This window comes from Flindersiella endophytica (genome assembly GCF_054779015.1).
In genome coordinates, this window is sequence record NZ_BAAGYY010000024.1 from 778072 (window position 1) to 800721 (window position 22650).

General features: G+C 68.4%; 18 protein-coding genes. 11 read left to right on the forward strand and 7 right to left on the reverse strand.

All coding sequences use genetic code 11. The features are described 5' to 3' along the window. Positions 1 to 8 precede the first annotated feature (8 nt). Genes ACYVF6_RS31380 through ACYVF6_RS31400 form a run of 5 tightly spaced genes read left to right on the forward strand, consistent with a single transcriptional unit; the run spans position 9 to position 6085 of the window. Positions 9 to 683: a Pvc16 family protein gene (locus ACYVF6_RS31380; RefSeq protein WP_460526247.1), complete on the forward strand. Its 675-nt coding sequence runs from the start codon at positions 9 to 11 to the stop codon at positions 681 to 683. Further along, the gene (locus ACYVF6_RS31385; protein WP_460526248.1) at positions 676 to 2769 is read left to right on the forward strand and encodes an ATP-binding protein; all 2094 of its coding nucleotides are present in this window, start codon (positions 676 to 678) and stop codon (positions 2767 to 2769) included. Before ACYVF6_RS31380 ends, ACYVF6_RS31385 begins: the two co-directional genes overlap by 8 nt. Continuing rightward, entirely contained in the window at positions 2769 to 4265 is a 1497-nt protein-coding gene (locus ACYVF6_RS31390) for a hypothetical protein (RefSeq protein WP_460526249.1), read from the forward strand. The genes ACYVF6_RS31385 and ACYVF6_RS31390 overlap by 1 nt, the downstream gene beginning before the upstream one ends. 22 nt (positions 4266 to 4287) lie before the next feature. Further along, positions 4288 to 5745, forward strand: coding sequence for a COG1470 family protein (locus ACYVF6_RS31395; protein ID WP_460526250.1), 1458 nt, complete (start codon positions 4288 to 4290; stop codon positions 5743 to 5745). A gap of 40 nt (positions 5746 to 5785) precedes the next feature. Beyond that, positions 5786 to 6085, forward strand: a complete 300-nt coding sequence (locus ACYVF6_RS31400; protein WP_460526251.1) for a hypothetical protein — start codon at positions 5786 to 5788, stop codon at positions 6083 to 6085. On the opposite strand, the gene ACYVF6_RS31405 is transcribed toward ACYVF6_RS31400, so the two are convergent. After that, positions 6066 to 6203 carry a hypothetical protein gene (locus ACYVF6_RS31405; RefSeq protein ID WP_460526252.1) on the reverse strand — a complete coding sequence of 46 codons (138 nt, stop codon included), beginning with the start codon at positions 6201 to 6203 and terminating at the stop codon, positions 6066 to 6068. The genes ACYVF6_RS31400 and ACYVF6_RS31405 overlap by 20 nt on opposite strands. 110 nt (positions 6204 to 6313) lie before the next feature. Between ACYVF6_RS31405 and ACYVF6_RS31410 the strand changes: the two genes are divergently transcribed. The 3 genes from ACYVF6_RS31410 to ACYVF6_RS31420 all read left to right on the forward strand — a co-directional run bounded on the left by ACYVF6_RS31410 (position 6314) and on the right by ACYVF6_RS31420 (position 9131). Then, positions 6314 to 7288: a sigma-70 family RNA polymerase sigma factor gene (locus ACYVF6_RS31410; RefSeq protein ID WP_460526254.1), complete on the forward strand. Its 975-nt coding sequence runs from the start codon at positions 6314 to 6316 to the stop codon at positions 7286 to 7288. 284 nt (positions 7289 to 7572) lie between these two features. Continuing rightward, a complete protein-coding gene (locus ACYVF6_RS31415) occupies positions 7573 to 8541 on the forward strand; it encodes an amidohydrolase family protein (protein WP_460526255.1) in 969 nt (322 codons plus the stop codon). Between the two features lie 8 nt (positions 8542 to 8549). Then, positions 8550 to 9131, forward strand: coding sequence for a TetR/AcrR family transcriptional regulator (locus ACYVF6_RS31420; RefSeq protein ID WP_460526257.1), 582 nt, complete (start codon positions 8550 to 8552; stop codon positions 9129 to 9131). A 60-nt stretch (positions 9132 to 9191) separates the two neighbouring features. Here the strand turns inward: ACYVF6_RS31420 and ACYVF6_RS31425 are convergent, their stop codons facing one another. From ACYVF6_RS31425 to ACYVF6_RS31450, 6 genes are all read right to left on the reverse strand, one after another. Further along, on the reverse strand, positions 9192 to 9851 hold the full coding sequence (locus ACYVF6_RS31425; RefSeq protein ID WP_460526258.1) for a lytic polysaccharide monooxygenase auxiliary activity family 9 protein: 660 nt from the start codon (positions 9849 to 9851) through the stop codon (positions 9192 to 9194). Between the two features lie 127 nt (positions 9852 to 9978). Beyond that, a complete protein-coding gene (locus ACYVF6_RS31430; RefSeq protein ID WP_460526604.1) occupies positions 9979 to 10764 on the reverse strand; it encodes a hypothetical protein in 786 nt (261 codons plus the stop codon). A 16-nt stretch (positions 10765 to 10780) separates the two neighbouring features. Beyond that, positions 10781 to 14509, reverse strand: a complete 3729-nt coding sequence (locus ACYVF6_RS31435; RefSeq protein WP_460526259.1) for a LamG-like jellyroll fold domain-containing protein — start codon at positions 14507 to 14509, stop codon at positions 10781 to 10783. 89 nt (positions 14510 to 14598) lie between these two features. After that, positions 14599 to 15639: a mechanosensitive ion channel family protein gene (locus tag ACYVF6_RS31440; protein WP_460526260.1), complete on the reverse strand. Its 1041-nt coding sequence runs from the start codon at positions 15637 to 15639 to the stop codon at positions 14599 to 14601. A 924-nt stretch (positions 15640 to 16563) separates the two neighbouring features. Continuing rightward, positions 16564 to 17406, reverse strand: a complete 843-nt coding sequence (locus tag ACYVF6_RS31445; protein WP_460526261.1) for a viperin family antiviral radical SAM protein — start codon at positions 17404 to 17406, stop codon at positions 16564 to 16566. A 117-nt stretch (positions 17407 to 17523) separates the two neighbouring features. After that, positions 17524 to 19245, reverse strand: coding sequence for a prenyltransferase/squalene oxidase repeat-containing protein (locus tag ACYVF6_RS31450; RefSeq protein ID WP_460526262.1), 1722 nt, complete (start codon positions 19243 to 19245; stop codon positions 17524 to 17526). 264 nt (positions 19246 to 19509) lie between these two features. On the opposite strand from ACYVF6_RS31450, the gene ACYVF6_RS31455 reads away from it, so the two are divergent. From ACYVF6_RS31455 to ACYVF6_RS31465, 3 genes are all read left to right on the forward strand, one after another. Next, positions 19510 to 20508, forward strand: a complete 999-nt coding sequence (locus ACYVF6_RS31455; protein ID WP_460526263.1) for a hypothetical protein — start codon at positions 19510 to 19512, stop codon at positions 20506 to 20508. 30 nt (positions 20509 to 20538) lie between these two features. Further along, positions 20539 to 21828 (forward strand): DUF4041 domain-containing protein, encoded by a 1290-nt coding sequence (locus ACYVF6_RS31460; RefSeq protein ID WP_460526264.1) that lies wholly within the window; start codon positions 20539 to 20541, stop codon positions 21826 to 21828. Positions 21829 to 21900: 72 nt separating this feature from the next. Further along, positions 21901 to 22605, forward strand: a complete 705-nt coding sequence (locus ACYVF6_RS31465) for a formylglycine-generating enzyme family protein (protein ID WP_460526265.1) — start codon at positions 21901 to 21903, stop codon at positions 22603 to 22605. The last annotated feature ends 45 nt before the right edge of the window (positions 22606 to 22650 follow it).

A 22650-nucleotide genomic window follows, 5' to 3' on the forward strand; every position in this document is an offset into this window, starting at 1 on the left:
GAGACAGTGTGATCCACGAAGTCGATGAGGCACTGCGAACGCTCGTTCGCCGCGAGGTCGTGAACGGTTCCGGCGTCGAGGTCGTGTTCGACGCGCCGACCAGGGAATGGTCGGCGCGCCGCAACACGCCCACGGTCGACGTCTATCTCTACGACATCCGCGAGGACCTGCGGCGCCGGGAACGCGGCCTGATCAACGAGTACAACGAGGAAGGCCGCGTCACCGAACGGCGGCTACCGCCGCGATACTTCAAGTTCTCCTACCTCATCACCGCGTGGACCCAACGTCCCGAGGACGAGCACCGGCTGCTCGCCTCGGTCCTGCAGTGCTTCCTGCGCTACGAGAAGCTTCCGGATGACATGCTCACCGGCTCGTTGCGCGAGCTCGGCCTGGAAGTGCCCGTGACGATCGCGCTGCCGCCGCCGCAGGACCGTTCGTTCGCCGACGTGTGGACAGCACTCGGCGGTGAGCTGAAGCCGTCACTGGACATCGTGGTGAGCGCGCCGACCGACACCGGCCGGGTCTACCCCGCCGCCGCGCCGGCACTGGAGCCGCCGCTCATCAAGCTGGGCAACGACGCTCTGGCAACGGGTATCGGGGCCGGACACCCCGACGCGGTCGTCGACGAGTCGTCGCTGGCCGGACGCCGCCGCCGGCTGCGGCGGGAGCTCCGGAATGACTGAGGCCGGTCTCGCCTACCTCCTCGGCCGGGTCGGTGTCGTACGCCGTCAGGTCGCCGCGCTGGTCGCCGACCGGCGCAGCACGGACCCGGAACCGGACGACCCGTACCGCGGGTTGTACGTGTCCGACGACCAGGTGGACCGGCTGCTGGCCTCGGCCGTCGCGGCGCTCGCGCCTCCGGTCACGCTCGACGACGAGACGCTCGCGCTGCTGCGACGGGTCGAGGCCGACGCGGACGCCGCGCCGGAACCGCCGCGGCTTCGCCGGCTGCGCAAGGGATTCGGCCTCTCCGACCTCGACGTGCAACTGCTGCTGGTCGCGCTCGCGCCGGACCTGGACGCGGGCTTCGAGCGGCTGTACGGCTACCTCAACGACGACGTGACGAGGCGCCGCCCGACGATCGGGCTCGCGCTCGAGTTGTGCGGCGAGTCAACCGTCTCGCCGGGCCGGGCCCGGCTCGGTCCGAACGGCCCGCTGGTGACGGGCGGGCTCGTCCTGGTGGAGGAGCCCGAACGCCCGTTCCTGACCCGCTCGCTACGCGTACCCGACCGGGTGACGGCCCACCTGCTCGACGACGACCGGCCCGATCCCGCGGTGGCGCACCTGGTGACGGACGACGACGACGCGGCGCTGACGGCTGCCGAGCCGCTCGACGTCGACACCGACGTGGTGCCGGGCCTGGCGAACGCGCTGCGCGCCGGAGCGGAGCAGTTCTACCTGCGCGACCGGCCGGGTGGCGCGGCGATGGCGGCGGCGTTCGGCGGGCTTTCGCAGGCGGGCTTCACGATTCTCGGCGTCGACCTCGGCCGGCTGGGTACCGGCGAGGACGCGGCGTACGCCGCTCGGTTGTTGGCGCGCGAGGCCCGGCTGCGTGGCGCCGGCCTCGTGGCCGGACCGGTCGAGGCGCTGTCGGACCGCGGCGCGGCCGACGTACGTGCGTTCGCCGACCTGCCCGTGCCCGTGCTGCTGATCGGCAGCGGCACCTGGGATCCGCACTGGTCCAGCACGCCTCCCGTCCTGGTCGACGTACCGGTCCAGCGACCCGCCGACCGCGCCCGGTTGTGGCGGAGCTACCTCGCCGAGCAGGCTCCCGACGACCTCGACCACACCACGGTCGTGAGCCAGTACGCACTGTCGGCCGGGCAGGTACGCAAGGCCGCGCAGGCCGCCCGCCAGCAGTCGTTGCTGGACGGTGGCGTGGTGACGGCCGCGCACCTGCGAGCCGGCGCCCGCGCGCAGAACGCCGGCGGGCTGGAGCGGCTGGCGCGCCGGATCGAGCCCGGCGTCGGCTGGAAGGACCTCGTACTGCCGCCGCTCGTTCTCGAAGGCCTGCAGGAGCTCACGGCCAGGGCCCGGCACCGCGAGCAGGTGTTGCGGGACTGGCGGATGCGGCCGGGCGGTGGCCGTGGCGTCGGCGTCACGGCGTTGTTCGCCGGCGACTCCGGCACCGGCAAGACCATGTCGGCCGAAGTGATCGCCGCCGAGCTCGGGCTCGACCTGTACGCCGTCGACCTCGCGACCGTTGTCGACAAGTACGTCGGCGAGACCGAGAAGAACCTCGAGCGCATCTTCACCGAGGCGACCGGCGTCAACGGCGTCCTGCTCTTCGACGAGGCCGACGCCATCTTCGGCAAGCGCTCGGAGGTACGCGACGCCCACGACCGGTACGCCAACGTCGAGACGGCGTACCTCCTGCAACGGATGGAGTCGTTCGACGGCCTCGCGATCCTGGCCACGAACCTGCGCGCCAACGTCGACGACGCCTTCACCAGAAGGCTCGACGTCATCATCGACTTTCCGCTGCCCGACGAGGATCACCGCAAGCTGCTGTGGGAGACCTGCCTGGGTTCGATCCTGCCCCGCGCCGGCAACCTGGACCTGGACTTCTGCGCACAGTCGTTCGAGCTGGCGGGTGGCAACATCCGGTCGATCGCGGTCACCGCGGCCTATCTCGCCGCGGAACGCGAGGTGGCGGTCGGCATGGCCGAGCTGGTGGCGGCGGTCGCACGGGAGTACCGGAAGCTCGGCCGGCTCTGCCTGCCCTCGGAGTTCGGTGCCTATTACGACTTGGTGAGGGAGCTTCAGTAATGAACTGTCCGGTATGCGGATTCCAGAACTCGGTTGGATCGGCGTTCTGCACCAACTGCGGTGCGTACCTCGAGTGGTCGAGCACGCCGGCGAACGTGCCCGGTCCGCGGCTGCCGACGCCGGAGCAGGCGCGCCCGCCGGGCTACCGGCAGGAAGGCCCGTTGTCGCAGCGGCAGGCGTTGAGCATCGCGATCGCCACCTCGACCGTGCCCGTCGATCCAGGTGGGCAGGCAACGGTGGAGGTGACGATTCGCAACCAGGGAACGATTGTCGAGGACGTCGGCATCGACGTGGTGGGGCCTGCCGGTGCTTGGGCGCAGATCGACAACCCGCGCATCCAGCTCTACCCCGACGCCGAGGGCATGGTCCAGATCACGTTCACGCCGCCCAGGGAGTCGTTCACGGCGAGCGGGCCGATGCCGTTCCAGGTGCGGGCCACCTCCCAGGTCGACACGTCGGTCGGCGCCGCTGAGTCGGGCGTGGTCGTCGTCTCCGGGTTCGACGTGCTCAGCGCCCGGATCGCGCCGCAGATCGTCCGCAAGAAGCTTCGCGGCACGTACCAGATCACCGTCATGAACGGCGGAAACCAGCCGGTGCAGGCGCGCATCGTGGCCGACGACCCCGAGCACGCGCTGGTCGCGACCGCGTCACCGCAGGCGCTGACGGTCCCGCCGGGCAGCACGGCACAGGCCCGGCTGGTGATGAAGCCGCGGCAGCTGATCTGGACCGGGCAGGAGGCGCAACGGCCGTTCACCGTCGAGGTCCAGCCGTACGGTGCCGCGCCGGTCCCGTTGAACGGCAGCCTGGTGCAGCTGCCGATCATCCCGAAGTGGCCGATCATGCTGCTCGTCGGTGCCGCGGCCGCGGCGGTCGCGCTGATCGCGGCGTTCATCATCCGGCCGGCGGTCCAGCAGCAGAACGCTGCCAACGAGAACCCGTTCACCGCCCAGCAGCAGGCCGACCAACAGCAACAGCAGGCCGACCAGCAACAGGACGACCAGCAGCAGCCGCAGGAAACCCAGACTCCGGATCAGAATCAGGACGAAGGCGACCAGAGCGATCAGGGTGACCAGGGCGACAACAACAACGGCGATCAGAACCAGAACACGCCGCCCCCCGGACCGAAGGTCCGGATCCAGCAGGAGGCCACGATCCCGCAGCCCGGCGCGCTCAACCTGGACAACGGCGAGCTGGTGGAAGCAGGCGCGGACGGATCGGACGTCGCGTTCGTCGGCGACAACGACGAGAACCGCGTGCTCGAGCCGGCCAACGACGCGCTACTGGCGAACCTCGGCCGGGTCCAGCCCTCGTTCGACGCCTGTGCCACGGCGGAGCTGAAGGACGACTCGATCTCGTTCGCCGACCTGGCGGTCGGCTCGGTCGTGTGCGTCAAGACCAGTGAGGACCGCGCATCCATGTTCCGCGTAGACGAACTACCCAGTCCAACCCCGGGCCAGCTTCGAATCACCTTCGCCACCTTCGAACGTTCGAACTAGCCGTCCCTGACAGGGGGTTGTGATGATGTACGGCGATCCCTACCGGCCACAGCTGCCGGGTGAGCGCCGTGAGCTCCCGCCGGAGCAACGGCAACTGCTGTACATCTCGATGGAGGTCCCGCAGGACGTCGTGGAGCCGGGCAACGAGGTCGTGGCGGAGGTGACGGTCACCAACCGCGGAACGATCGTCGAGCGCGTCTTCATCGAGGTGCTGGGCGCGCCCGCACCCTGGTCGGTCGTCGAACCTTCCCAGGTCGAGCTGTTCCCCGACGGCGAGCGGACGGTACAGGTTCGGATCCGGCCGCCGCGGTATCCGCACACGCCGACCGGGACCGTGCCGTTTCGCGTGCAGGCGCGCTCGACGGTCAACCCCACTGTCGGCGCGTTCGCCGACGGCGTGCTGACCGTTGGATCGTTCGAGTCGCTCGACGCGAAGCTGGTGCCGCGGATCGCGCGCAGCCGGCGCAAGGCCCGGTACCGGCTCGCACTGGCCAACACGGGGAACCTGCCGATCAGTGCGCGGATCATGGCCGGTGATCCGGAGATCGCCTTGCTGTTCAAGGTTTCCGCGCCGCGGCTGGAGATCCCGCCGGGGACCGTGCTGACGACGGACATCCTGGTCAAGCCCGACCGGCGGCGCTGGGTCGGTCCGGAAGCCCAACGGGAGTTCGAGGTCCGGGTCGAGCACCTGCCCGCGCCGATGCCGGGCGGGCCGCCACCAGGCCCGCCGGAGACCCTGCCCGTGACCGGTACGTTCGTCCAGCTGCCGTACCTCCCGCGCTGGCTGATCCCGGCGATCGCGGCTCTGGGTGTGGCGTCGGTGTCGTACGGCGTGTACACGCTGCTGAAGGAGCCACCTCCGCCGGTGGTGACCACCACGACGATCGGCCCGACAGCCGTTCCGTCGCCGGCACCCACGCAGAACCTCCCAGGGCCGACCGCGGAGCCGTCACCTCTGCCGCAGGAGACGCCTACACCGGAGGAGTCGGACGATCCGGAGGGCTCCGACGACGGCATGCCCTCCTCCTCCGAGAGCGGCAGCCTGCCCACGCCGTCGATCAAGCCGGTCCTGCCTCCGCCCGCGACGATGGAGCCGTCCTCCCCTGCGACGGTCGCGCCCCGGTTCTACATGAGCGGCATGCTGACCGTGCAGCAGACGTTCCTCGCCGACCTGGACGAGGGACTGCAGACGCAGGACGGTGCCGACATCTGGTTCGAGGCCGACACCGCCGACGAACGCTTCGTCACACCGGTGAACAACACCTGGATCGCCGACATCGGAACCTCCGACGTGTCGTACCAGACCTGCGCGACGGCGACGTACACCAACCAGCGGGTGCCCGTGCAAGACCTGCCACCGGGTGAGGCGTTCTGCGTACGCACCGACGAAGGGCGCTTCTCGGCGGCCTCGGTCGAGAGCGGACCCGGGCCGAGCCCCGGCCAGCTGCAGCTGACGTTCACCACCTGGCCATCGCAATAGGGGTGGATCGCCGGGAGGGCCGGCCTGGCACGCTGGGGCCGTGGAGTTCTCTCCGATTCTGTTCGCGCTCTCGATCGTGGTCATCCTGCTGGCGGTGCCGGTCGCGTTGGCGTTGCGGGCGTTCGGCGCGCCGGCCCGCGTGGTCCAGCAGACGATCCCGGCCGGCGTCGTTACCGGCGGCGTCCTGCTGGTGGCCGGGATGATGGCGGACAGCTGGGGGTGGGTGCTGGCCTTCGTGCTGGGTGTGGCAGGCATCGAGCTGGCCACGCTCGCCCTGTGGGCGGTCGTGGCGCTGCTCGGGCGGCTGCGAACCTGGGCGCTCAGGCGACAGCGTTCGTAGCGTTCGCGCTTGTCTCCGCGTCGTCGCGCTCGTGGTTCGCGGACTGCTTGCGGAGCTTGTTGACGGCGTACGACACACCGGCGATGGTCAGGGCGATCGTGGCGCAGGCGGGGCACATGGCGTTTCTCCTCGTCGGTTCTGGGCTGGTCAGGCCCTCTTCTGGTACTGACCTCACTTGTCGACGAATCTCATCGATGACTTTCGACATCGGCGGCGGTCTTTCTTTGTATGCAGCAGGACAGAGAAGACTTCGCGCGCCTGACCGACCCGTACCGTCGCGAGCTGCTCGCACACTGTTACCGCATGCTCGGTTCCGTGCACGACGCCGAGGATCTGGTGCAGGAGACCTACCTGCGGGCCTGGCGCTCCTTCGACGGCTTCGAGGGCCGGTCGTCGCTGCGTACCTGGATGTACCGCATCGCCACGTCGGCGTGCCTGACGGCGCTCGAGAGCCGCGGCCGGCGGCCGCTGCCGACCGGACTGGGCGGGCCTCACGGTGAGCCGGAAGGTCCGCTGCACCCGGACGAGGAGATCAGCTGGCTGCAGCCCCTGCCGGACGTGCTCTACGCCACCGAGCCGGAGGACCCGGCCGCGGTCGCGGTCTCCCGCGACAGCGTGCGGCTGGCCCTGGTCGCGGCGCTGCAGCACCTGCCGGCCCGGCAGCGGGCGGTGCTCATCCTCCGCGACGTACTCGCCTGGCGAGCCGCCGAGGTCGCCGACCTGCTCGACACGTCCACGGCGGCGGTCAACAGCGCGCTGCAGCGGGCGCGGGCACAGCTGGAGGAGATCTCGCCGGCGGAGGAGTCGGTCGGAGATCTCGACGACCCGGCCAGGCAGGAGTTCCTGGAGCGCTACCTCAAGGCGTTCGAGAGCTTCGACATGACGGCACTCACCGAGGTGCTGCACGAGGACGTCGTGTGGGAGATGCCGCCGTTCCCCGAGTGGTTCGTCGGTCGGGAGAACGTGGTGCGGCTCACGCTCGCGCACTGCCCGGGCGCACCCGGACGGATGCGGGCCGTCCGCGCGTCGGCCAACGGGCAGCCCGCGGTGGCGCTGTACATCCGGCGCGAGGGGCGGACGGCGTTCGAGCCGCACTCGGTGCAGGTGCTCACGGTCGGCAAGGAACTGGTGGAGAAGGTCGTCGCGTTCTTCGACCTGTCGCTGTTCCCGTTGTTCGGCCTGCCGGAGTCCTTGCCCGCCTGAGCTCGGGCCGGCGTCACCCGGCTCCGTCGGACGCGACTCCCGCGTCCGGCAGCACCGAGCCCAGCGGCGTGAGGTGGTGCACGAAGGTGTCGGCGCCGCGGCTGCTCGCGATCAGCCTGGCGTCGCGTAGAAAGGATCGGGCGCGTCCGTGCCCACCACCGGCCTGCGTCGCTCCGTACGACAGGAAGCTCGCCGAGACCTACAACCGGCTCAGCCGGGCGAGTTTCCAGAAGTGAGGGTGTACCTTCTAATGAAGGTCGACTTTCACTTTCTGGAGGCAGCTCATGCGGACCATCGCGCTGGAGGAGCACTTCGGCACCGACGCGTTCTGGAACAGCGCCGGACGTTCGCTGGCGGAGCAGGCGCGGGCGATGGGGCGTGGGCGGATCGTCGACGCGTTGAACGAGGTCGGTGACGGGCGGATCGCGGCGATGGACGCCGCCGGCGTCGACGTGCAGGTGCTGTCGCTCACCTCGCCCGGCGTGGAGCAGGCGAGCGCGGCCGAGGCGGTGCCGCTCGCCCGCGACACCAACGACGTGCTCGCCGAGATCGTCCGGCGACACCCCGGCCGGTTCGCCGGGTTCGCGACCGTGCCGACGTCAGCGCCTTCCGAAGCGGCCGGGGAGCTGGAGCGCGCCGTCCGTTCGCTGGGCTTCGTGGGCGCGATGATCAACGGGCACACGCGGGGGCGCTACCTCGACGACGAGTTCTTCTGGCCGATCCTCGAGCGGGCGGAGGCGCTGAACGTACCGATCTACCTCCACCCGACGCCACCGCCGCAGGCGGTCGTCGAGGCCTCCTACACCGGCAACTACAGCCCGGCGGTGGCCGGCGCGCTGGCGACCAGCGCCTGGGGATGGCACGTCGAGACGGCGACGCACGTACTCCGGATCGTGCTGAGCGGCGCGTTCGACCGCTTCCCGCGGCTGCAGCTCGTCGTCGGGCACATGGGCGAAGGGCTGTCGTTCTTCCTGCCGAGATTCGAGTACGTCATGGAGCACGTGGTGAAGCTGGAACGCCCGATCCGCGCGTACTTCCTCGCGAACCTGCACTACACCTTCGCCGCGTTCAACTGGACGCCGACGTTCCTCAACCTGCTGTCGCAGGTCGGGGCCGAGCGCATCCTGTTCGCGACCGACCATCCGTACGGCTCGATGCCGGTGGCCCGGCGCTTCCTCGACGACGTGCCGGTCAGCGCGAGCGACCGGGAGCAGATAGCGCACGGCAACGCCGAACGCCTGCTGGGACTGTGACCCCGGCGATGAGCGGACTGCGCGAACGCAAGAAGGCCCAGACCCGGGCGGCGATCCAGCGGCAGGCGCTGCGGCTGTTTCACAAGCAGGGTTACGAAAGCACGACCGTGCAGCAGATCGCGGCGGCCGCGGAGGTGTCGGAGAGTACGTTCTTCCGCTACTTCCCCACCAAGGAAGCCGTCGTGCTGTGGGACGACCTCGACCCGGCGATCGTCGCGCGGATCCGTGCGCAGCCGGCCGCGGTCTCCCCGGTGACCGCCCTGCGCTCGGCGTTGCGCTCGACGTTCGGCGAGCTTTCGGCAACTCGGCAAAGGGAACTCCGGCAGCGCGTCGAACTCATGCTGTCGGCCCCACCGCTGCGCGCCACGCTGATCGACGAGCTCGCCGGCCCGATGCGCGTCCTCACCGAGCTCGTCGCCGAACGCACCGGCCGCCCGGCGAACGACCCGGGCGTCCGCGCCATCGCCGGCGCGGTGATCGGCGTCGGCCTGTCCGCCATGTTCGCCGCCCAGCAGGACCCGAACGCCGACCTCGTAGACCTGCTCGACGAGGCGATGTCCCATCTCGAAGCCGGCTTGCCCCTTCACTAGGGGCAGGCTTGCGGGCCGGTCCGGCGCCGGCGCTTTGCCGGCACCGGGTTGGCCGATCTCCTAGCCGAAGTTCACGTCGCTGCACCACATGTAGGCCTGGTCGAGGTGGGAGGCCTGCCAGATGGTGAAGATGACGTGCCGCCCTGTGTAGCCGGAGGTCTGGACGTTGAACGAGATGTTGTTCGCCGGCGGGTAGCTGCCGGTCTGCATGATGAAGTCGAGGTTCCCCCAGCCGAGGCTCTGGGTGGTCGGGTCGAACCCGTTCTTGCTGATGTAGACCTTGAAGAAGTCGGCGCCGTGGCTCGCCTGGTCGTACAGCTGCATCGTGAAGTTGCTGCCGATGTTGGTGGCTTTCCACGGTCCGGGGGTGTTGAGGGAGTTGTTACGTGCGAGAGCGTTGCTGCACAGCTGCCCGTCGGGCGTCGCTCCCTGGAAGTTGCCGCCGAGACCGTCCCGCAGGGCGCTCATCCAGTTCCACATGGTGTCGGCGTTGGCCTGGAAGGCCTGCCAGCACATGGGGTCTTCCTGTTGCATCGCGGGGTTCAGGTGGTCGTCGCCCCAGTCCTGCCAGCACTGATAGGCGCGGGTCGCGGGACTGACGATGGTGCCGTGGGCCGAGGCCGCCGGCGTCCAGCTGAACAGGCAGGCCATCGCGGCTGTGATCAGGATCAGGATGCGCCGCGTTGTGGTGACAGGCCCGGAGGTAGTGCACACGCGCATGGTGATGCCTCCATTCGCCGTCAGATCGGAATGATGCCGGAATGGGAGCGCTCCCATGCATAGCGTATACGCGCCTGGCTTGAACTTCAACGGAACGTTTGTCTCTCCTCTGCGATGTCCGTCCGGCTCACGTACCGAGGCCGACCTGCTCCAGGACCTGGAGGTAGCGGCGGAACTGAGCGGGAACCGCGCTGGACACGCCTTCAGTGAGCGCGGGAGCCCGGGCCATCAGCCGTTCCATCCGGTCGGCGAGGTCTGCCAGGACCGGCAGCCGATCGGCCGGGCGTTCGATGACGGGCTCGGGTGCCGGCTGGACTGTTCCCGGGTCGAGGAACCGCTCTACGTCGTGGACCGCTCCTGCCGTCTGCGAGAGCATCGGAAGCCGGTCGTCGCCCGGGTGGCGAGCGGCGTGCTTCGCGTTCCACAGCAGGGTCGCCCAGAACCACGGAACGGCGTGCACGGCCACCTCGTACGCCGTCCGCTCCGGCACGGCTCCGGGCTGCCCGTCCTCGCCGGCTTCCGCATCGAACTCGACGCCGGCGCGATCGAACAACAGCAGCGACTCCCGCGGCCGGCGCGCGGTCGAGCGCGGAAGCCAGAGCCAGTCGACCTGCTGCGGTCCGGCCTCTCCGCTGAAGAACGACGTGAGGAACGCACCACCGGGCGGAGCGTTCTGCGGCGCCTCCAGCAACAGCAACGGCTCCGCGAGCCGCGCCACCCATCGCCGATCCGCGACCGCCGCCAGCTCGCCATCGGCGACGACAACGGCCAGGTCCAGGTCGCTCAGCGCGTCGGGCTCGCCCCGGCCGCACGAGCCTTCCAGCCACGCGGCCGCCACCCGTGGGTCCGCCTCGAGACCCTGCCGCAGCCGGACCAGCAGCCGATCGCGTTCGTCTACGCGCAGCCGAAGCAGTGCATGCCGCCCAACCCTAACGCGTACGCAGCCGGAAGATCGTCAGCGACTGTGGCTCGAACGACTGCTGATAGGTCGCCTTCACCCCATCGACACTCTCCGTTCGCGGGGCGACGTTGCGCGGGTTCTCCAAGGTGTTCTGGGCGTTCGGCTCCTTCCCGCCCAGTACGATCGCGCTACCCCGAGACGTCATCGACGCGCCGGCGAACGTCAGGCTGCCGAACTGCACGGCGTTGCTCGGGTTGACCACCTTCACATACACCGTGCCGGTACGTTCGTCGCGGCTCGTCACCGAATACAAGGCGTTCCCGCCGGCCGCGGCGACTTCGGTCGGCCACCCGACGGAGCCGGTGTTACGGGCGAACAGCGACTGCACGTAGTAGGACGGCGACTTGTAGCTGTCCAGCGCGTCGTACCCGATCAGGTTCGTCGACCACTGCTGCCCGTGCACGTTGACGAACAGCGGCGCGTACGCGGCCAGGCTCACCACGTCGGCGTTGCGCTCCATCCCCGTCATGAACGCCGCCTCGCCGATCGCGCCCGCGAGGATGCCGGTCGGCGAGCCCTGCGTCACGGCGTACTCGCCGACGAAGATCTTCGGCCCGGAGCGCGAGTAGCTGTCGTACCGGTGCGCCTGCCCGGCGAAGAACGCGGGCGAGTTGTAGAAGTGCTCGTCGATCACGTCGGGCGTCCGGCTCTGCACCGGCGTGGTCGCGATCAGCTGCAGCTCGGGGTGCTCCGCCTTGATCGCGTCGTGGAACGCGGCGTACCTCTGGTCGTAGGTCTGTGCCGGATCGAAGATGTCCTCGTTGCCGATCTCGACGTATCGCAGCGTGAACGGCTTCGGATGCCCGTCACGTGCCCGCCGCGCGCCCCACTCCGAGGTGACCGGGCCGGTGATGTACTCGATCTCGTCCAGCGTGTCCTGGACGTACGGCCCGAGCTGCTCGATGGGTACGTGCGTGCCGTTCAGGTTGTAGCCGGCGTAGACGCCGATCACCGGCTCGGCACCGAGATCCTCACACAGCTGGAGGTATTCCAGCAGGCCGAGTCCGTCGTCGGACCAGTATCCCCAAGCGTCGTTGAGATGTCCGGGCCGCTCCCAGATGGGTCCGATCGTCTGCTTCCAGTCGAAGCGGTTGGCCGGCACGCCGCCCTCGAGATAGTTGCCGCCGGGGAAGCGCAGGAACGCGGGATTCATGCCGGCCAGTTTCTTCGCCAGGTCGATGCGCAGCCCGTTCGGCCGGTCCTTGTAGGTCGGCGGGAACAGCGAGACGGTCGACAGCCACACCGGTGCGTCGCTCGGGCCGCCCTCGGTGAAGATCACCAAACGATTGTCGGTGGACGCTGTTACGTTCTTCGGCACCCGCAGACTGACCTTCAGCCGGCGCCAATCCCCTGTAGGAGAACGAAGATGAGCACTCACGAGCACCGCACTACCGTCCGCCTTCTCCAGCCGGACACCGAGCCGGCCGTCGAATCCCTCGGCGGCCTTGGCCCACAGCGACAACGACAGCCGCTCGCCGCCCCTGACGGGCACGCCGAAATACCCGTTGTTGGCAACGGATCCCGGCACGCTGAGCCGCAGCGAGCGGGTCAGCTTCGCGTTCAGGGGCTGCTGCGGGTCCAGCGCGGCCGTGCCCGACAACGAGTTCCACCAGACCGGCGTGGTCGCGCTCTCCATGAACGACCGGTTGCGCAGCAGCTCCGCATACAGCCCGCCGACGCCGGCGTAGTTGATCTCCTCGAAGAACGCGCCCCACAACGACTCCGGGATCCGCGGGCCCGGCCGGCTCGCGTCGATCCGGACCGTGTTGAAGTTCGCCAGGCCGGCGGCCTGCTGCCCGGTGAGGGCGTACGGATAGGCGCGGATCTCGTCCACGCCGCCGGTCAGAAACCCCCTGCCGTCGGCGCTGCCCACGGTGAACGCACGGTCCGACGACGCCGACAAGCCCGAACAAGCCTTGATGTCCGCGAACGTTCCGCGCGCCTTGGCACACAATCCGCCAACCACCCGGACGGCCTGCGCCGTGCCGTCGACCTGGAGCCGGATCGTTCCGGCGGCCCGGTCGACGATCGCGACCGCGTGGTGCCACTCGCGCGCCGGAAACGCCGCCGTCGTACCAACCGTGACCCGAGAGACCGAAAACTCCACGTGCCCCGGCCGGTCCGCGACCGACAGCCGATATCCCTTGGCCAGCAGGGTTTGCCCGCCCGTGCCGGCCGTCCGGTCGAACCAGCCGCCGACGGAGAACGATCGATCGCCGAAGTCCAGCGCCGCCGCGTCGCCCATCGTCAGGTCGGCGCCGGCGGCCAGGCTGAGTCCGGTGCTCGACGCCGAGCGCACCCAGGTCGCGTCGCCGCGCAACGTGCCTGTGGTGCCGTTCGGCGAGTCGTCGGCGGCCGTCGCACCCGCACCGTCCTCCAGCGACCACGAGCCGGCCGCCGACAGGTTCAACACCTCGGTCGATCCGAGGACAAACTGATACACCCTTACGTCGTCGACCGCGCCCGCCAGCCCGCGGCCGATCGTGAGCCGGGTCGCCTTGGCGGCATCGGTCGACGCGGCGGTCGCCGCCGCGGCACCGTTGACATAGAGCGTGGCTCTCCCGCTCGAGGCGTCCGACACTCCGACCAGGTGATACCACTCGCCGGCCCGGGCCGGCTCGCCGGCGGTGGCCGTGGTGTCGGGAGCGCGGGCGAACTCGAACCTGCCGTCCCTGACCCGCAGGGCGAAAGCACCGCCCGGCTCACCGGCCGCGACGATCTGCGTTCCGGAGATCCGGTCGAGACGCACCCACGCCGACACGGAGAAGCTCGAGGTGCTGTCGACGATGGGCGCGGGCACGTCGATCATGGCCTGGCCGCCGTCGAACGCGACCGCGGAGTCGCCTACCAAGCCGTCCGTCCAGGTAGCTCCGCCAGACAGCGTTCCCGCCGGCGCGTTGCCGGTCTCGTCGGCGGCGGTGGTGCCGCTGCCTTCCTCGAACGCATAGTGCGCGCCGGTGGCCAGTTTCGCGACGCTGGTGGCGGGCAACGCTTCGGCATAGAACCGAACATCGTCGATCCGGCCGTCGAAGTAGTCCACGAGCCCGCCCCACAGCGCACGTCCGATCACGGTCGGGCCGTTCGCGCGCCAGGTGGGCGTGAACGCCGTGCTTTCCTGGCGCAGGCCGTTGACATACAACGTGATGCGCTTGGCGGTCGCGTCGTAGACGCCGGTCAGGTGATACCACTGGCCGGTGGCGGTGCCGCCGGTGCCGTTCACCTGCGAGCGCTGGGGATCGGCGGCGGTCGCGTCGCGCACCTGCGTCGTGAACGCCCAGCGCTGGGTGTCGCCGCGCAGCTGCAGATAGAACGCGCTGACCCCGGTGCCGTCGATGCTGACCGCGGTGCGATAGCCGTTCAGCGTGTCGGTGCGCACCCAGGCGGCCACGGTGTAGCTCGCCGTGGTGTCGACGACGGCGCCGTCGACCCGGACATATCCGTTGCCGCCGTTGAAGTCCAGTGCACCGGTGTCGTAGACGCCGGCCGACCAGGTGGTGCCGCCGACCAGCGTGCCGTCGTGCCCGTTGCCCGAGGTGTCGTGCGCGATCGGGCCTGTGCCCTCGTCGAGCGTGTAGTGCGCGACCGGGGTTTCGGGCGGCGCGGACGCCGCTCGCCCGGCTGGCTCGGCCGAGACCGCTGCCGCGGCGAAGCCGGTCGTGACGAGCACGAGCGCGAGAAGTCCAGCCGGCTTACGCATTCGCCCTCCCCAATCGCTGTGCCGGATTTGCGCCTTCGACGCGTGGCGTTCGGCATGCGACCAGAGGGTGCGTCAGCTTGGGACCCGCGTCAAGGCGGTTCGACGATGGAGGCGCGAACCCTCGGAAGTGCCATCGGATGGTTCGTCCGGGTCCACTCGATCAGGTGCTCACGTACGTCACAGCACAATTCCCACATCTTGTCGCCGTTCGCGGCGCTCACGATCGCGCGGATCCGTACCATCGCACCGGTCGTCGCGACCGCCTGCAGGCCGATCGCGCGGCTGTCCCACAGCGGGTGGTCGGTGCAGAAGCTCACCAGCTCGGCACGCATCTCCTGGATCGGCACGCTCCAGTCCACGTCCAGCTCGACGGCACCGATCAGGGCGGCGCCGCTGTGGGTGAGGTGGCGGAACGGCTTGTTGGTGAAATACGACGTGGGCACGATCAGCCTCCGGCCGTCCCAGATGTTGACCACGACGTAGCTGAGCGTCAGCTCCTCGACCGTCCCCCACTCGCCCTCCACCACGACCACATCGTCCACTCGGAGAGCGTTGCCGAACACCAGCTGCAAGCCGGCGATCAGGTTGCTGAGCAACGGCTGCGCGGCCAGACCGGCGATGACACCGAGCAGACCGGCCGAGGCCAGCAGGCTCATGCCGACCGTGCGAATCGTCGGGTACGTCGTCAGCGCCACGCCGATCGTCACCACGACGACGAGCGTGGTCGACAGCCGGCGCAGGATCATGATGCGAGTGCGGCCGCGGCGGGTGCCCAGGCTGTTCTCGATGTCATGGCGGAACCGCGACAACGCGACGTCCTCCAGCACCAGCAGGAGAGTCGCGATCAGCCAGCCGCACGACCCGATCGTGGCCAGCAGCAAGCCGTGCTTGACCGGCCCGCGCCAGTCGGACGGCTCCCAGGTCGTGCTGACGACGATCAGCGTGGTGAACATCACGGCCAGGCACAACATCGGCCGGTGCTCGCGTCTGGCCAGCTCACGCAGCAGCGGAACCCGCCTGCCGGCGTGTTGAAGCACCCGATGCGCCGTCTCCACAATGGCGACGGCCACGAGCGCGGTGAGCAGGAGGAGGGCCAACGGATGGAGCACCTGCCACAGGTCTTGTGCCATAGGAAAGTCCTCGGAGTTGGGTCGGATACGGCCAAATATGAGACATTGCCGTAAGAGCGCCGCTTCACACAGAAAATCCCATGCCGTTGGCGGCCACGTTCTGCTGCAATGGAAGACGTGTCGTCGCAGCTAGAGCCGATCCGCCCGTTCCGCTGGAAGCTCGTCCAGCGGGACCAACTCGGCACGCTCCTTTCCGGCTGCCAGGCGCCTTCGCTGTGGTATCTCCAGTCGCTCGTGTCGTGCGCGGCGAAGGTGCTGGCACGCTGCGCCGGCGCTGGCAAGGACGTCTTGGCAGGACCGGCTGCACCTCCTGCCACTGTCGATGACCGGCGTAGGTGACCTGCCGATGGCGTTCGAACAACTGCGGACGAACCTGGCTGCCGCCGGGCTGCCGCCGGGCTGGCGCCGGAGCAGCTCGCCCGCGCCCCGCGACCGGTGGTCTTCGTCGATCTCGCCCACCGCGGCCGCACCTACCAGTGGCTCCACCACCAGCTCCGCCGCTGGATCGCCGCCGGACGCGTGCCATGGCCGGTGGTGCGGCGCAAGCTGCGTTCATCGGCGTGACCGAACAGACCAAGACCAGCCCCAACACCTGATGCTGGCACCAACAGGCAACGTGGACCTCCGACCTCCCACCCCGCGCGATCGCCAACGTGTCGCTGGACCGCTTCGTCAGCTCCTACCTCGGCGACAGCCAGCCCAAGCTCACCGTTCCGTCACCCGCCACCACTCGTCCGACGAGTCGCTCACCCTCCCCCGCGACGACCGCACACCCGCCAAGCCTTGGCCGAAGCCGTCGCCCTCGTCGAATCCGGCCGTCAACCAGGCACCCGCGCCGCTCTGCACAGAGTGATCGTCAAGGAGCCGACGTTCGCCCAGCCGTGGCTACGGTCCGTGGCCAACGAACTGTGCGGTTGAGCAGCGCTACCAGTCGTAGACGCCTCCGCGCCGAACAAACTTCTCCGGATCGATCCGGACCTGCTCGAGCGCTCGTTCAACCCCTACGTCCAGGATCGGATCACTGTAGTTGTACGTGCCGTCGACATTGTCATAGAACCGCCCAGCCGGATCGACCATGGCATAACTGCCGATCATGTCGTCATTCGTCTCCGGCACGATCGTGATGCCTTGATCCTCGAGGTGCCGATGCCGAGCCACGTACCCGTCGAACTTCAGACGGTCAAGCAGGAACCGATCGACGTGGCGATCGTTCTGACCCTCGATCGGCAACACTTGGAGGATCTTCCAGCGCAACGGTCTCGCCTTGCCAATGAACGCACTCATGTCTTCTGAGCAGTTTGCGCTGCTCACCACGGTGTTCACCTTCAGCGCCACGCCAATTCGCTTGATCTGCTCGCAGATCTCGAGGTAGCGGTCCTCTGTCAAAGGACGGCTCTTCGTCATTCGACCGATACTGCTGTTGGTCTGCTGCGCGAGACTGTCCACGCTGAGCACGAACCAATCGAGCACACCGCGCAACTGATCGACCAGAACATCATTCAACAGCGAGCCGTTGGTCACGACCGATGTAGTCATGCCGGCCGACTTGGCCGCCTTCACCACGTCAGCGAACCAAGGCGAGAGCAGTGGTTCGCCACCCGCGAACGTCAACTTGGTGAACCCCGCTTCGCCGAGGTGCTTGACCACCGAAAGTGCATCCTCACGCTCGAGATGCCCGTCCGGCAGAACCTCCCTGCGGACATCTCGGAACTCAGCAAAGCAGTACCAACAGTGCATGTTGCACGGCTGCCAAAAGTGAAAGTTCACTGCCTGAATGATGGGTGCAGGGCCTCTTTGCCCGTGACTCGTCACGGGCAAAGAGGCTAGCGACAGAGCGGGGCGCATGTGCCCCAAATGGCCAAGACACGCACTGGCGGAGAATGATTACATTTTGTCACATTTTCGGCTTCTGCGTATTTTGTACTCTTCGATGATCACAGCCGGCAGGACCACGCCTCCGATGCTCACAGCGGCGACAATCACCGCGGCCATCGAGCGTTGAACCCAGGAGAACGAAGAGACCAGGTCGAGGATCCCGAACTGGACGACCGCCATACTCGTGACCGCACCGGTGAGAATCGCGAGCCAAGCGGTGTGTGCACGTCTGCGTATCGGCCCTGCCCTTGCCCCCTCGCCGACAGCATGGACGAACAGCCGCTCCAGATGCCGCCGCTCCGTCGTCTGATGGGCGGCGACGATCCCGTGTATCGCCAGCCGGCCGCTCGCGTCTACGAACGTGCGCAGCGCGAAGAGCGCATCGTGTACGGCCCAGATCGAGCGCCGATCCGGTTCCTGGGCATCCGTGCGCCAGGCGCCATTGCTCTCCTGCAGGGCGAGAAGACGCTCGACGCCGAGCAGGATGCGCGGATCGTCCAGGTCACGGCCGGCGAGTATGAGAGCGGCGAGCACCCAAGGCGTGGCGAACAGGCGGAACGTCATACGGGCAGACCTGGAAGGGTCGACGATCGAACGATAGTACGTAGAGGCCCATGGTTCGCTTCGCGACCGGTCGAACGCGCCAATGAGGTAGTCGCAACCGCGTACGATCACGCCATCATCCTTTGGGACGCCCGCCGCGAGCAGCGCGACAATCGCGTGCGCGGTATAGGCAGGCGTCGCCATGTCGGAGCTCGAGGCCGTCTCCCGTGCCCACCCTCCGTTGTCGCACTGTGCACGCTTGAGCCAGGCGACAGCCTTGGCAACGGCCCTGGTGCCGCCGTATTCGACCAGGACCTGAACGGCGGCCGAGGTGGCGCTAACGCATGGTTCGCCGCTGCGGGCAGACGAACGCCAGCCCCCGCTCGCGTCCTGGCTCGCCTCCAGCCAGTCGATTCCAGCAGCGATCGCCGGGTCAGCCTCGGACCGGCCGGCCTCATGGAGTGCGCGTAGACAGAAGCAAGTGCTTTCGGTGACGGAGATCTGACTGCTGCCCCCTTCCAATGCACGGCGTACCTGCCATCCGCCATCCTCGTTCTGGAAACGAGTCAACGTCTCCGCAACGAGATGTGAGACGCCGTTGCGGTGAGCGTACACGTAGCACAACAGCCCTTGAGCCGTCGAAAGAACACCCAACCCATCGTCGTCGCGGTATTGGTTCCAGCCATGAATTCCGTCCTCAGATACCATGCCGCGACCAAGGTAGTCCAGCGACCGCCCGAAAGCGTCCTGGACAGTTTGGCCCAGCCGAATCGCCCCGGCAGCAATAGCCCATTCATAGGCAGCCTCGAGATATTCGGCACCATCGACGGGCATTGCATACATCTCGACCTCTTCGATGGTCAGGGCCATCGCATCGGGAAACGCCGCGCGCTCCGAAACCGTCGCCACGACAACGACTTCGAGCCCGGGCCCGTCGACACGGAAGTCGAGCAGGCCGAGGTAGGTGATGCTCAAGCCCAAGCGGGCATCTACGCACGCCTCCAAAGAACGACTGAAACTATCCGAGCGCAAGTCGTTGCCATCGATGGAGAGCCGCAGGAACGAGAAGCGCGTACCGTCCAGTTGCAGGACAAAACGACGGCGGTTGGTGAGCAGGATGAGTCGGACGGAGATGGCCGCTCGGGCGCTTTTGGCGCTTCTGGCGGTCCTGGCGATTGCGATCCCCATGGCGACTCCCCATGACATGTAAACGTGGCAAGGGAGGTTGAAACTTGAGTGCATTGAAGCATGGCGGAGGGGGAACGGAGTTCTACCCGCCTGCAGATCTCGCCTGTCGAGACAATTCGCCAAGCACTGGTATCATTGAAGTTCGCTCCGCCTTTTGCAGCGAGCGATATCAACTAGTCTACTAAGAATTGGATTCGTTCGTCATCATTTAGCCAGATTCTCAATTCGGCAGACGAGATTTTGAGCCTACCGTATGGTGTGGGAATGGCAAGTCAGATCGTCGACCGGTTGCTGAAGTCGGACGAGGCGGCGGTGCGGTGGCGGGTGCGGGCCGAGGTGCTGGGCGAGCCCGCGGACTATCGCCCGATGCGGCGCCTGCGCGATGAGGTCCGCCAGTCGGCGCGGGTGGAGCGGCTGCTCGCCAACCGCGGGCCGGACGGGCGATCCACGGTGGCCGTCTACGCCAAGTGGCAGGGAGCCCACTGGGTACTGGCCACGCTCGCCGATCTCGGATATCCGCCTGGCGACGAGAGCTTGCGGCCGCTGGCCGAGCAGGTGCAGGAGGCCTGGCTGACCGACGACTTCTACGTGGAGTTCGAGGCGCGGAGCAAGGCGGGCGTCTACAACCGCAAGGGCGTGCCGGTGATGGAGGGGCGGCACCGGCGATGCGCGTCGCAGCAGGGGAATGTGCTGCGCAGTCTGTGTGCGCTGGGCCTGACCAACGAGCGCACGGACGCCCTGGTCGAGCGGTTGCTGCACTGGCAGTGGCCCGACGGCGGCTGGAACTGCGACAAGAACCCCAGCGCCGACACCTCCGCGTTCTCGGAGACGCTGCTGCCGATGCGCGGCCTGGCGGCGTACGGCGGCAAGCAGGCGAAGGCCGCCGCCGCGCGCGCGGCCGAGATCTTCCTCACCCGTCGCCTCCTCTACCGGCGAAGCGACGGCGAGCTGATGCGTCGGGAGTTCGCCAAGCTGCACTACCCGCTCTACTGGCACTACGACTACCTCGGCGGCCTCCGCGGCCTCGCCGAAGCCGGCGCCCTCGACGACCATCGCACCGCCGACGCGCTCGACCTGCTCGAGAGCAAGCAGTTGCCGGACGGCGGCTGGCCGGCAGAAAGCCGCTACTACAAGGTCTCCGACAAGATCGCCCTCGGCAACGACTACGTCGACTGGGGCGGCACCAGCGTCAAGCGCCTGAACGAATGGACCACCATCGACGCGCTGTACGTCCTCGCCCAGGCGGGCCGACTGAAGCTGTAACTGAAACCGAGCGCAACGGACCAGGTCCGTATGCCCATCTTCAACTCTCCACCAGGCTGGCCCGTGCCCCCAGCCGGCTGGACCCCGCCGAACGACTGGAAGCCCGACCCGACCTGGCCGGCCGCGCCCACCGGATGGCAGTGGTGGATCGAGGAGAGCCAGCTCGAAGCGGAGTACGCCGGCCTCCGCCAGCGGCTCGCCGACCTCGACGGACTCGACGCCGCGCAGCTGGCCACGGAGGTCGGCAAGCAGCGCGCTGAGCTGGCGAGTCTGGAGGAGCAGCTCACGCAGTCCCGAGCCGCCTTGGTCGAGACCCAGGAGCTGGCGATCCTGCAGGAGGCCGGCATCTACGGCTACCTCCACCCGCTCGACGACGCCCCGGCGTACAAGCTCCGGCTCGACATCCTCCGCAACGAGATCAAGTCCCTGATCAGCGACGGCAGAGCAGTGCACGCGACCGACAAGTGGGAGGTCAACGGCTCGGCCGCCGAAGGCCGCACGATGGTCCGCGACTTCTCCAAGCTGATGCTGCGCGCGTACAACGCCGAAGCCGACAGCGCCGTCCAGTCCGTCCGTCCGCATCGGCTGCCCGCGGCCACCGACCGGCTGGCCAAGGTACGCGAGACCATCGCCCGCCTCGGCAAGACGATGTCGATCCGGATCTCCGACCAGTACCACTTCGCGCGCGTCCAGGAGCTCAAGCTCACCGCCGACTACCGCGGCAAGCAGGAAGAGGAGAAGGAGGAGATCCGCGCCGAACGGGAACGCCAGCGCGAGGAGACCAAAGCTCAACGCGAGTTCGAACGTGAGAAGGCCAAGTTGCTCAAGGAGCAGGCGCACTACAGCTCCGCCCTGGCCAAGCTCCGCGACAACGGAGAGGACACGACCGAGCTGGAGGCGAAGCTCGCCGAGATCGACGACGAGATCGGCTCCGTCGAGGCGCGGGAGGCGAACATCCGGGCGGGCTACGTCTATGTCATCTCGAACATCGGTGCGTTCGGGCCGGACGTGGTGAAGATCGGCATGACCCGGCGGCTGGAGCCGGACGATCGGATCAGGGAGCTCGGTGACGCGTCGGTGCCGTTCAAGTTCGACACCCATGCGCTGATCTTCAGCGACGACGCCGTCGGACTGGAGACCAAGCTGCACAACGCGCTGGAAGCCAAGCGAGTCAACCAGGTCAACCTGCGGCGCGAGTTCTTCTACGCGACCCCGGCCGACGTGCGCGTGTTGCTGGAGGACTTCGCCGGTAAGCACCTGCTCGAGTATCACGAGACCGCCGAGGCCCTGGAGTGGCGCGCCAGCACGCAGGCCGAGTAGGTCCAACGAACGAGGCCGCCCCCGCCTCCGGCCCGATGCCTGCCGGCCCGATCCGCTGGCAGGCTCGGGCGCATGAACGTGTCCATCGACTGGGTGTCGATCCCGGCGGGAACGGTCCTCCGCGGTACGCCGGCGAACGAGGTCCAGGCCGTCTTCGAACGACACAGCGACCTGCAGGCACAGCTGGAGTGGTTCCGGAAGGAGGCCCCGCGCACCGCGATCCACGTTCCCGCGTTCCGGATCGCCAGGACGCCCGTCACCAACGCGCAGTGGCGACCATTCGCCGAGGCCACCGGACGCCCCGCGCCGGGCGGACCAGCCGACCATCCCGTCACCGGCCTTCCATGGCCCGAGGCCGCCGCCTACTGCGACTGGCTGGGAGCGCGACTCCCCACCGAGGACGAGTGGGAACGCGCCGCCCGCGGCGACGACGCGCGGGAGTACCCCTGGGGCGACGTCTTCGACCCCACCCGGGCCAACCTGCGAGAGTACGGCGCCGGCGGAACCCTCCCCGTCGGCTCGTTCCCGGGCGGCGCGAGCCCGTTCGGTGTGCTCGACCTCGCCGGCAACTGCGACGAGTGGACGTCGACGCTCTACGTCCCCTATCCAGGTGCGCCAGCGCAGGTAGCGCAGAAAGATCAGTACGCCACCGATCCGCACATCACCCGAGGTGGCGCCTGGTTCCACTGCCGCGACCTGGCCCGCTGCGCCCGCCGGCACGGCGCCTACGAGGCCACCAACGACGGCATCGGTTTCCGGCCCGCGGCGACCGCCTGACCCGGGAACCGGCTGGAGGCTGTCGGTCGTTGCTGGCACCATGGG